This is a genomic window from Micromonospora sp. AB353, from assembly GCF_049538395.1.
In the GTDB taxonomy this organism is placed as follows: Bacteria; Actinomycetota; Actinomycetes; order Mycobacteriales; family Micromonosporaceae; genus Micromonospora; species Micromonospora aurantiaca.
In genome coordinates, this window is the sequence record NZ_JBMVFV010000128.1 from 1 (window position 1) to 10,561 (window position 10,561).

Here is a 10,561-nt window from a genome sequence, read left to right on the forward strand (position 1 = left end):
CCAGCGCCTCGCGGACCGGCCGGCCCAGCGCGCCGGTCCGGCCGCGCGCCTCGTGCCGGCAGAAGTACGCCAGCTCGCAGGCAGCCAGGCAGTCCGGTGCGTAACGGGCGGGCACACGGTGCAGCGCGGCGGCGAGCGTGGCCGGATCGGCCGCCGGGTCGACGGTGAACCCGGCCGGTACGGCGGCGAGCAGCTCCTCCACCCGGGCCATCCGGGCCAGCTGGCGGCGCAGCACCAGCAGTTGCCGGCGCACGTCGAGCAGGCTGGCCACCGGCTGGTTGGCGAAGTCGCGCGGGCAGACCAGCACCACCTCGTGCGACACCAGCTCCGGGTCGCGCCCCTCGGCGGCGAGCAGCTCGCGCAGCGCCAGTACGTAGACGGCGGACTGGATCGCGGCGGCGGCCACCTTCCCCGGGTCGGCCTGCCCGTCGATCACCGGAAACGACTTGATCTCCACGACGTGGAACCGGCCGTCCAGCCGGGCGGCCACCAGGTCCGGTTCCAGGTGCACCCGGGTACCCGCCACGTCCAGGCCGAGCAGCGGATGGTCGAACAGCGCCGGGCCGTCGCCGCTCGCGGTCAGCGCCACCCGCGACCGTTCCGGCCGGTCGTCGTCGGCACCGAGGTCGGTCCAGGTGGCATCGGCCGGCACCGGTACGCCGAGCCGCTCCGCCACCAGACGCAGCAGTTCCGCCCCGCCGTCGGCCTTGACCTGGGCCTCGAACGCGTTGCCCCGGGTGATCGCGAAGCGGGACTGGCCGAACCTCGCCGGGAAGCCGAGCCGCTCGGCGAGCGCCGGCTTGTCCGCGCCGGCGCTGTCCAGCACGGCGCGGCGGGTGCAGCCGGGGTTGCCGGTCAGCGCGGCGATGGTACGGGCGTTGTGCCGCCGGGGCGGCCCACCACCCCTGATCTGCGCCAGCCGATCTTCCACCCGATGAAGTGTAAGGAAGGGCCCCTTGTTAACGCCTCCGGTAGAGGAAGGGCCCCTTATTAACACGACCCGTCAGCGGCCGGCGGAGCGGTTCCAGGGCGAGCGGGGCGACTGCGCGCCCGCGACCCGACGGCTGCGGCGGCGGTGCCGGCGCCCGGGCGTGCAGGGTGGACGGGCGGCGGTGTGCACCGGCGGGGCGATCGGGGCGGCGGGCTGCCGGCCGATCAGCCAGTAGAGGAAACGGGTCACTGTCAGCCGACCGGGAGGCGCTCGGCCTCGGCGCGGGAGATGTCGTACTCGGCGCCGCAGAACGTGCACTGCTGCGCGTACCGGGTGCGCAGCGGGATCAGCGGGATGAAGAAGAGGCTGAACTTGGTGACCCGGCGGGTGATCACCTGGGCGGCCTGGTTGCCGCAGTTGCGGCAGACAGCGGTGACGACGCCGGACCGGACGACCTTGGTCCGCAGCCCGAAGATGAAGAACATCGCCCGGCATTACCCACCCGGCGCCCGTGTTAAAAGGGGCCCCCTCCTCTACCGGAGGCGTTAAGAGGGGGCCCTTCCTTACAGCCAGAGGGGCTTCCAGTTGGGCACCTCGTGGAAGCGCCGCAGCTCGGCCCACCCGGCCACGTTCCCGCTCCACGCCGCGTACGGCGGGTTGCCCTCGTCGAAGCCGGACTGCACGAACGTCAGCTTCGTCCTGCCGTCGGACTCCTCCAGTTCCCAGGAGGTCACGCCGACCGGTCCCCAGTCCACGGACAGCGCCCGCCCCGGCGTCACGTCGAACACCTTCGCGGCCTGACCGGCGTCGAGGCCGCCCATCGCGTACCGACCGCCCTCCCAGGGCTCGACGCCGATCGGGTAGCCGAACCAGGCGGTGACCTGTTCGGAGTCGGTGAGCGACGTCCACACCTTGTCCATCGGGGCGTCGATGACCATCTCGCCGCGCATGTCGGCGGAGGTGAAGTCGGTACGCGGCAGCAGCGGCCGGCCGTCCAGGTGGTCGTTGAGGTGGGCGATCGCCAGGTACCAGAACGTCTGGAGCACGCCCCGGATGCTGCTGCCGCTCATCGCCTCCGCGTAGTCGAAGTGACTCTGCCGCAGCGTGAGTATCGTGCCGTCGCCGTCGGGCTCCAGCTCGAACTCGGTGGTGGTCTCGACCCCGTCGAGCGTCCACGCGAAGCGCAGCGTCCGGTCGTCGACGTGCAGCAGCCGCTGGTGTGGCGCGTCACCGTCGGGCGTGTAGCGGCCCCAGAACTCGTACCGCCGGGGCAGCTCGACCTCGGCGTGCTCGGCCAGCCAGACGCGCAGCTCGGCGGGGTCGGTCAGGGCCCGGCGGACTGTGGCCACCGGCGCGGCGAGGCGGGCGCGGATCGTCATCGGCTCAGTCATGCGTGTCGCCTTTCGGGTAGCAGGCCACGGCGAGCTTGAAGGCGTCTCCCTCGGCGCCGCCGTAGCGCGTGAACAGGTCCTGCAGCGTGGTCTGCAGGTCGTGCAGGAACTCCTGCCGCCGCTCGGCGGGCACCCGGATCTCGCCGGAGACGCCGATGGACGGCAGTTCGGGGGCGGCGCGGTCGAGGGCGGCGATGTCGGCCTGGACCTCTTCCATGAGGTCGAGCAGGTAGCCCAGGCTCAGCTCGTCGCGGGCCCGACGGGTGCCGCCGATGCGGCCGACGAGGCGGGGCGAGAGCCAGTACGACCGGGCGACGGCCTGGTAGATGCCCTCGGTGATGCCGCGCACCTGCCGCTGCGCCACCTGCTCGGCCAGCCCGGCCGCGACGAGCTGCTTGACGTGGTAGTAGACGCGCTGCGGCGTCTGCTCCAGCCGGGCCGCGACCTCGGTGCAGGTGCGGGGCTCGGCCAGTTGCCGCAGCACCTCGATGCGCTGCGGCTTGAGCAGGACTTCGGCCTGCTCGCGCTGTTCCAGGTACAGGACGTCTCTCATGGCAAAATCAGTTTGTACGTACAAAACTTCTTTGTCAATGGCTTCGACGAAAGGCCGCGCGGACCGCGCGGCCTTTCGTCGGTACGACCGGGTCAGGGCGTCCAGTCCGGACGCAGCGGGTACCCGTTCACCCCTTCCGGGCCGTTGTGCGTGGCGAGCACGTGGTGCAACTGGATGCCGTTGCGCTCGAACGCCAGCCGGGAGCCGGCCATGTAGAGGCCCCACACCTTCGCGGTGCCCGGCCCGACCTCGCCGACGCAGAAGTCCCAGTGCTCGACCAGGTTGCGGCACCAGCCGGCGAGCGTCAGCGCGTAGTGCTGGCGCAGGTTCTCCTCGTGGTGCACCTCGAACCCGGCGTCGTGGATCTCGCTGATCAGCCGGCCCGGACCGGCCAGCTCGCCGTCCGGGAAGACGTACCTGTCGATGAACGCGCCGGAGCGGTGCGGCGCCCGGTTGTCGGCCCGGGTGATGCAGTGGTTGAGCAGCCGCCCGCCGGGCTTGAGCCGGGAGCGCAGCGCGCCGAAGTAGGCCGGGTAGTTGCGCACGCCGATGTGCTCGGTCAGCCCGATCGAGGAGATCGCGTCGAACTGTTCACGCGGCGCGTCCCGGTAGTCCAGGTGGCGCACCTCGGCCAGCTCGCTCAGCCCCTCCCGCTCGATCGCTGCCTGCGCCCACTCGGCCTGCGCCTTCGACAGCGTCACACCGAGCGCCTTGACGCCGTACTCGCGGGCCGCGTGCCGGACCATGCCGCCCCAGCCGCAGCCGACGTCCAGCAGCCGCATCCCCGGCTTGAGCGCCAGCTTGCCGGCGACCAGGTCGTACTTGTTCCGCTGCGCCTCCTCCAGCGTGTCGCCGGGGCTGCGGAACACCGCGCAGGTGTACGTCATGGACGGCCCGAGCACCTTCTCGTAGAAGGCGTTCGACACGTCGTAGTGGTGCGAGATCGCGCTGCTGTCCCGGGTACGCGAGTGACGCAGCCCGGTCATCAGCCGCCGCCAGCGCGGGGCCGCCTCCTGCGGCGGGGGCGGCGGCGGGCGCAGCCGCTCCCAGCCCAGGCCCCGGACCAGCGCGAGCGCCTCGCTCATCGCCGGTACCCGCAGCGGCACCTCGTCCTTGATGACCCGCAGCGCCTCGTACGGGTCGCCCGGGTGCACCCCCTCCAGCCCCAGGTCGCCGCTGACGTAGGCCCGAGCCATGCCCAGGTCGCCCGGCGCGGTGAGCAGGTAGGACAGGCCCCGCTCGGTGCGGATCGCCAGGGTGATCCCGGCGTCGGCCGGGCCCACCTCGCTGCCGTCGTAGCCGGTGACCCGGACGGGCAGGTCGCCGGTGGTGACCGCGCGGACCACGTCCGCGACTGTGGGTCCGGTACGCCGCCCGCCCGCCGGCGGGCCGGCCGGGGCGCTCGCCGCCCCCGGTGTTCGGTCGGTCAGACTCATGCTCGGGTTACCGCCTTCTCGTACAGTCCGGTGAGTCGGTGGTCCGGGTCGTAGCGGTCCTTCACGGCACGCCAGGTGTCCCCGCCGTAGAGGCGGTCGAACTCGCCCCGGTCGTAGTACGCGTCGGAGTAGAGCGACTTGTGGCCGCCCACCTCCGACACCATGCGCTCGATCTGGCGGTTGACGTCGCCGTCGGCGGCGCCCGCCGCGATGGGCACGCTCCCCCAGAAGCCGATGTTCACATACGTTTCGCCCGGTTGGAGCGGATATAGCGGCCACGCCTTCGCCGACCCGGGACCGGACGGCTCCCGCAACCGCAGCGGGCACAGCCACACCGGCGTCATGCCCACGTTCGCGGCGAACCAGCGCAGGAACTCGGGCGTGCGGTCCAGCGGGACCTCCACGTCCTGCACCACCCGCTCGCGGGCCGGACGGCCCCGCCACCTGTCGACCCGGGCGGCCACCTGGTGCCGGTGCTCCAGCCGCACGATCCGGTGGTAGACGTCGCTGCGCCGGTAGCGCCGCGGCCACAGCCGCCGCACCACCGGGTGCTGCACCCCGAACGCCGCCGAACACCAGAACCAGTCGGTGTCCCAGCGCCAGAGATAGTCGTACGCGGTGAGCGTGTCCCGGGTGCGCCGGCGCAGCGAGCGGTAGTAGATCTCCTGACCGGTGTAGTCGGACGGGCCGTCGTCGGCCTCGTCGGTGAACGCACCGAGCACGAGGTACGCCTCGCCGGGGCTGAACATCACCCCGTCCATGGCGTCGACCGGCTCGCCGCCCCAGGCGCCCTTGGCGACCACCTCGCCGATCGCGTCGACCAGTTCCTCCAGCCGGGTGAACCGAATGTTGCGCAGCGACACGTACCGGCGGACCGGTTGCAGCTCGATGCGCAGCCGGGTCGCGTAGCCGAGGCTGCCCAGCGAGTTCGGGAAGGCGCGGTGCAGGTCGGCGTGCTCACCCTGCGGCCGGGTCGTGACGATCTCGCCCGCGCCGGTGAGGACGTCCATCTCCCACACCGACTCGTGCGGCAGGCCGTTGCGGAAGGAGGTGGACTCGATGCCCAGCCCGGTCACCGCGCCGCCCAGCGTGATGGTGCGCAACTGCGGCACGACGAGCGGCATCAGGCCGTGCGGCAGTGTCGCGTCGACCAGATCCTCGTACGTGCACATGCCCTGCACGTCGGCGGTGCGGGCCGCCGGGTCCACGGCGAGCACCCCGGTCAGGCCGCTCACGTCCAGGCCGGGCGTACGCGGCGCGGAGCGGGGCCGGAACAGGTTCGAGGTCTGCTTGGCCAGCCGTACGGGTTCCCCGGCGGGCACCGCGGCGTAGGAGCGCCGCAGCGTGTCCACCGCCCGTTCATGATCACGGACAGCGTGCATGAGATCACCTTACGCTCGGGTACGACAATTCGTGGGATGTCCACGGTGGCCTTTCGGCGACTCGCCGACGACGCGCGCGTTACCGTGACCGCCATGCCGAATCCCGCGCTGACCGCTCTCGACGACGCCGGCCTGCCGTACCGGGTGATCCGCCACGGCCCGGTCGCGAGCCTCGCCGAGGCGGCGGCGGCGCGCGGCGTCGAGGTGCCCGACGTGGTCAAGACGATCGTGGTCCGCCGCGGCGAGGGCGACCTGCTGTTCGTGCTCACGCCCGGCGGCCGGGTGATCTCCTGGCCGAAGCTGCGCGCCCTGCTCGGGGTGAGCCGGCTGTCGATGCCCGACGCCGAGGCGGCGAAGGCCGCCACCGGGTACGCGCGCGGCACCATCACGCCGTTCGGCTCCACCACCGCCTGGCCGGTGGTCGCCGACGAGCGGCTGCGCGGCCGGGAGATCACGCTCGGCGCGGGCGAGCACGGCCTCGCCGTCGCCGTCGACGCGGACACCGCGCTGGCCGCGCTCGCCGCGACGGTGGCCGACGTGACCGATGAGGAGCCGACGCGTTGAACGGTGGCCGGTACGCGGCCACCGGCATAGCGTGGAGGACATGCCGAAAGCCGTCTGGAACGACCTCGTCGTCGCCGAGAGCGACGACACAGTGGTGGTCGAGGGCAACCACTACTTCCCCCGTACCGCGCTGCGCGACGACCTGATCCGGGAGTCCGGCACCCACACGGTCTGCCCGTGGAAGGGCACGGCCTCCTACTACACGCTCGAACACGGCGGCGCCACCAGCCCGGACGCCGTCTGGTACTACCCCGACCCCAAGCCGGAGGCGGAGATGGTCCGCGACCGGGTGGCGTTCTGGAAGGACGTCCGGGTCGTCGACTGAGTCACCGTGCCGCCGGGGCGACTGGCACCCGGCGGCCCCGGTGGGTCACCATGCTCCCATGGCCGACCCGCACTCCGACCCGTCCGGCACCGTCTACGGCGGCGCCCGCCGCACCCGGCGCGCCCGGGGCGTCCGGCTGCCCCAGGACCCGCTGATGCGGGTCGCGCTGGGCGTCGGCGTGGCGGGCGTACTCCTCGGGGCCTTCTTCGCCACCGGCGTGCTCGGCGGCGGTTCCGACCGGCCGGTGGTGCCGGCGGCGGCAGTGCCCACCGCGGCGCCGAGCGAACCGAGCGCGGAACCCACGGCGGAGCCCACGCCGTCGACGTCGCCCTCCCCGAGCGCGGCGCCGACCACACCGGCCGCGCCGGTGGCCACGCCGAAGGTGCTCCGCGGCGTGCCGTCCGGGCGCTGCCTCGGCGTGACCGGTGACGAGGCCGAGGGCGCGCAGGCCGCGCTCGCCGACTGCACCGGCGGGCCGGAGCAGCAGTGGGTGGTCACGCCGGTCACCAACGACACCTACCTGCTCGTCAACGCGGCGAGCAGCAAGTGCCTGGACGTCAACGAGGCCAAGACCGACGACGGCGCGGACGTGCAGCAGTGGTCCTGCAACGGGCAGGCCAACCAGCAGTGGCGGTTCCAGCAGGCCGGTGACGGCGCGGCGCTGCTCGTGGCGGTGCACAGCGGCAAGTGCGCGCAGGTCGACGACGCGGGCACCGAGCCCGGCCGCGAACTGGAGCAGGCGCCGTGCAGCGGCGCACCCGAGCAGCAGTGGGCGGCCGGCTGACCGGCCGGCCCCGGTGACGCTGACCGGCCGGCCCCGGTAGCGCCGGCCCGTCAGCCCCGGTAGCTCCAGGCCCGCCGGCCCGCGACCGCCGGCAGCGCGAACGCGGGCTCGTCGGCGGGACGGCGCCGCAGCAGCAGCGACAACCCGGCCGCACCGACCGACAGCGCACCCGCCACGTACCAGGCCAGCGCGTAGTCGCCGAGCCGGTCCCGGACCAGACCGGCCCCGGTGGCCGCGAGCGCGGCGCCGAACTGGTGCGCGGCGAACACCCAGCCGAACACCACGGCGCCGGACGCGCCGAACCACTCCCGGCACAGCGCCACCGTCGGCGGGACCGTCGCCACCCAGTCCAGCCCGTAGAAGACGATGAAGACGAGCATGCTCGGTTCCGCAGTACCGGCGAACAGGCTCGGCAGCACCAGCAGCGACGCCCCGCGCAACGCGTAGTAGGCGCCGAGCAGCAGCCGGGCGTCCACCCGGTCGGTGAGCCAGCCGGACGCGATCGAGCCTGCGATGTCGAAGAGCCCGACCACGGCGAGCAGCCCGGCCGCTGTGGTCTCCGGCATGCCGTGGTCGTGGGCGGCCGGCACGAAGTGCGTACCGACCAGGCCGTTCGTCGTCGCGCCGCAGATCGCGAAACCGCCGGCGAGCAGCCAGAACGGCCGCGTCCGCGCGGCGGCGGCGAACGCGCCGACCGCCCGCGCCGCGGCGCCGCCCTCCGGCCGCGCCGGCGGCACGACCTCGGTCGCGCCGTAGGCGGGCCGCCCCAGGTCCGCCGGATGCTCCCGCAACAACCACACCACAAGGGGTACGACCGCCAGCGCGGCCCCGGCGACGACGAGTGCCGCCGTGCGCCAGCCGTGGTCGCGGACCAGCACCGCGAGCAGCGGAAGGAAGACGAGCTGCCCGGCCGCGCCCCCGGCGGTGAGCACACCCGTCACCAGGCCCCGCCGCTTGACGAACCAGCGCCCCGTCACCGTCGCCACGAACGCCAGCGCCATCGAGCCGGTGCCCAGCCCGACGAGGACGCCCCAGCACAGCAGGAGCTGCCAGCTCTGGGTCATACCCACGGTCAGGCCACTGCCGGCGGCCACCAGCACCAGCGCGCCGGCCACCACCCGGCGGATGCCGAAGCGGTCCATCAACGCGGCGGCGAACGGCGCGGTGAGGCCGTACAGCAGCAGGTTGACCGAGACGGCGGCGGAGATGGTCGCCAGCGGCCAGCCGAACTCGGCGTGCAGCGGGTGCAGCAGCACGCCCGGGGTGGCGCGGAAGCCTGCGGCGCCGACGAGCGCGACGAAGGCGACGGCGGCGACGAGCCAGGCCGGGTGCAGGCGGGATCGGGTCACCTACCGAGTCTCGGGCCGGGTGGTGCCCGCCACGAGTGGCCGGAAAGCCATCGTGCGCAATAATCGGGCCATGTCCGTACCGCACCGGGTCGCCGTCCTCGCCCTCGACGGCGTGGTGGCGCTCGACCTCGGCACCCCCGCCCAGGTCCTCGGCGCCGCCCGCGCCGACGACAGCACCCCGCTGTACGCGGTGGCGACCTGCACGCCCGGCGGGCTGCCGATACGCAGCAGCGCCGGTTTCCAGGTCCTCCCCGATCACGGCCTGGAACTGCTGGAGCGCGCCGACACGGTGATCGTCCCCGGCATCCACTCCGGCACACCGCTGCACGACGGCACGATCGACGCCGAGGTGGCCCAGGCGCTGCGGGCCGCGTACGACAGGGGCACCCGTGTCATGTCCATCTGCACCGGCGCGTTCGTGCTCGCCGCCGCCGGCCTGCTCGACGGCCGCCCGGCCACCACGCACTGGGCGTACGCGTCGCGCTTCCGCCGCCTGCACCCCGGCGTACCGCTCGACCCCGACGTGCTCTTCGTCGACGACGGCCGCGTGCTCACCTCGGCCGGGGTGGCCGCCGGCATCGACCTGTGCCTGCACGTCGTCCGCACCGACCACGGCAGCGCGGTCGCCAACCGGGCCGCCCGGCGCTGCGTGGTGCCGCCGTGGCGCGACGGTGGGCAGGCCCAGTACATCGAGCGGCCCGTGCCCCGTGGCGCCGACAACGGCACCGCCGCCACCCGCGAGTGGGCGCGGCAGCGGCTGCACGAGCCGGTGTCGCTGCGCGAGATGGCGGCGCACGCACGAATGAGCGTCCGTACGTTCACCAGGCACTTCCGCTCAGAAACCGGGCTCAGCCCGGCGCAGTGGCTGCTCCAGCAGCGCACCGAGCACGCCCGGGTGCTGTTGGAGACGACTGATCTGAGCGTGGACCGGATCGCCCGGAACGCGGGTTTCGGCACCACCGCCGCGCTGCGCCAGCACTTCCACACCCGGGTCGGCGTATCCCCCACCGCCTACCGCCGCACGTTCCGCCCGTCTCCTGCCCCGCGTTCCGCCCCGCGCTCCACTCTCGTTGATCTTGGAGTTGTGGCGCCTGGAAGGCCGGGCATGCCGGAGTTGTCCACTGCCACAACTGCATGATCGACGGTTCGGGCGGCTCGGCGGTTCGGGCGGCTCAGGCGAGGTGGGGCTGGCGGCGCAGGGCGCGGAGCTGGGCGAGGTGCAGCGGCAGGTGCACACGGATGTGCAGGTCCAGTGCCCTGCCCCAGGGCAGCGAGTCGTCCACGTCCAGGTCGAAGCCCTCGCGCAGCACCGTGTCCACTGGTGTCTCCGCCGCCGGGCCGAGCCGCTCGGCCAGCGCGCACAGCTTCTGGCTGGTGGCCCGGAACAACGCGGCCAGGCCGTCCAGCCCGCCGCACTCGGAGACCAGCGCGTCCAGTTGCGGACGGTGGATCGTGTCCAGGTCGTAGTAGGCGAACGGCGACCCGGCCAGCACCGCCTCCGTCGCCTCGCTCATCAGCTCGTCGTTGGCGGCGAGGTGCGCGACGATCTGCTCGGCGCTCAACTGCCCGTCGGGCGGTGGGCCGAACCCGCCCGCGTCGATCTCCGCGAACAACTCCTCGTACGCCTGCCGCAGTGCCGGGGCGTCCACCTCGTCCATGCCCCGCATCCAACCCTCGCAGCCGCTGGGGCCACCCCGGCTACCGGGCGCGGTTCACCCGGACGCGTGAAGGCCGGCACCCTCGTCGGGGTGCCGGCCTTCACTGCGGGTGTTACTTGTTCCAGTGCTGGGCGACGAGGTCGGCGGCCTGCTGCTCCCACTGGGCGTAGTGGTCCGGGTAAGCACTG

13 protein-coding genes are annotated in these 10,561 nt (G+C 73.3%); 4 read left to right on the plus strand and 9 right to left on the minus strand.

Annotated features, from left to right (window positions below):
• From ACPCK6_RS28350 to ACPCK6_RS28380, 7 genes are all read right to left on the minus strand, one after another.
• Positions 1-931 (minus strand): hypothetical protein (locus tag ACPCK6_RS28350; protein ID WP_423482727.1); only part of this gene is annotated, 931 nt, incomplete at its 3' end.
• Between the two features lie 72 nt (positions 932-1,003).
• Positions 1,004-1,180, minus strand: a complete 177-nt coding sequence (locus ACPCK6_RS28355; RefSeq protein ID WP_396880058.1) for a hypothetical protein — start codon at positions 1,178-1,180, stop codon at positions 1,004-1,006.
• A gap of 2 nt (positions 1,181-1,182) precedes the next feature.
• The gene (locus tag ACPCK6_RS28360) at positions 1,183-1,416 is read right to left on the minus strand and encodes a zinc-ribbon domain-containing protein (RefSeq protein ID WP_282312932.1); all 234 of its coding nucleotides are present in this window, start codon (positions 1,414-1,416) and stop codon (positions 1,183-1,185) included.
• 78 nt (positions 1,417-1,494) lie between these two features.
• Positions 1,495-2,322, minus strand: coding sequence for an SRPBCC family protein (locus tag ACPCK6_RS28365; RefSeq protein WP_423482728.1), 828 nt, complete (start codon positions 2,320-2,322; stop codon positions 1,495-1,497).
• Entirely contained in the window at positions 2,315-2,875 is a 561-nt protein-coding gene (locus ACPCK6_RS28370; protein WP_030273010.1) for a winged helix-turn-helix domain-containing protein, read from the minus strand. Before ACPCK6_RS28370 ends, ACPCK6_RS28365 begins: the two co-directional genes overlap by 8 nt.
• A 92-nt stretch (positions 2,876-2,967) precedes the next feature.
• Positions 2,968-4,311, minus strand: a complete 1,344-nt coding sequence (locus ACPCK6_RS28375; RefSeq protein WP_396880056.1) for a class I SAM-dependent methyltransferase — start codon at positions 4,309-4,311, stop codon at positions 2,968-2,970.
• On the minus strand, positions 4,308-5,693 hold the full coding sequence (locus tag ACPCK6_RS28380; RefSeq protein ID WP_423482729.1) for an FAD-binding oxidoreductase: 1,386 nt from the start codon (positions 5,691-5,693) through the stop codon (positions 4,308-4,310). The genes ACPCK6_RS28375 and ACPCK6_RS28380 overlap by 4 nt, the downstream gene beginning before the upstream one ends.
• Positions 5,694-5,786: 93 nt before the next feature.
• On the opposite strand from ACPCK6_RS28380, the gene ACPCK6_RS28385 reads away from it, so the two are divergent.
• Genes ACPCK6_RS28385 through ACPCK6_RS28395 form a run of 3 tightly spaced genes read left to right on the plus strand, consistent with a single transcriptional unit; the run spans position 5,787 to position 7,366 of the window.
• On the plus strand, positions 5,787-6,257 hold the full coding sequence (locus ACPCK6_RS28385) for an aminoacyl-tRNA deacylase (RefSeq protein WP_423482730.1): 471 nt from the start codon (positions 5,787-5,789) through the stop codon (positions 6,255-6,257).
• Positions 6,258-6,297: 40 nt separating this feature from the next.
• Positions 6,298-6,582 (plus strand): DUF427 domain-containing protein, encoded by a 285-nt coding sequence (locus tag ACPCK6_RS28390; protein WP_396880053.1) that lies wholly within the window; start codon positions 6,298-6,300, stop codon positions 6,580-6,582.
• Positions 6,583-6,640: 58 nt separating this feature from the next.
• Complete coding sequence (locus ACPCK6_RS28395) at positions 6,641-7,366, plus strand: RICIN domain-containing protein (RefSeq protein WP_423482731.1); 726 nt, start codon at positions 6,641-6,643, stop codon at positions 7,364-7,366.
• Between the two features lie 50 nt (positions 7,367-7,416).
• On the opposite strand, the gene ACPCK6_RS28400 is transcribed toward ACPCK6_RS28395, so the two are convergent.
• On the minus strand, positions 7,417-8,715 hold the full coding sequence (locus ACPCK6_RS28400; RefSeq protein ID WP_423482732.1) for an MFS transporter: 1,299 nt from the start codon (positions 8,713-8,715) through the stop codon (positions 7,417-7,419).
• Between the two features lie 70 nt (positions 8,716-8,785).
• On the opposite strand from ACPCK6_RS28400, the gene ACPCK6_RS28405 reads away from it, so the two are divergent.
• Positions 8,786-9,853: a GlxA family transcriptional regulator gene (locus tag ACPCK6_RS28405; protein WP_396880050.1), complete on the plus strand. Its 1,068-nt coding sequence runs from the start codon at positions 8,786-8,788 to the stop codon at positions 9,851-9,853.
• Positions 9,854-9,887: 34 nt separating this feature from the next.
• Here the strand turns inward: ACPCK6_RS28405 and ACPCK6_RS28410 are convergent, their stop codons facing one another.
• Positions 9,888-10,382: a hypothetical protein gene (locus ACPCK6_RS28410; protein ID WP_145823883.1), complete on the minus strand. Its 495-nt coding sequence runs from the start codon at positions 10,380-10,382 to the stop codon at positions 9,888-9,890.
• Between the last annotated feature and the right edge of the window lie 179 nt (positions 10,383-10,561).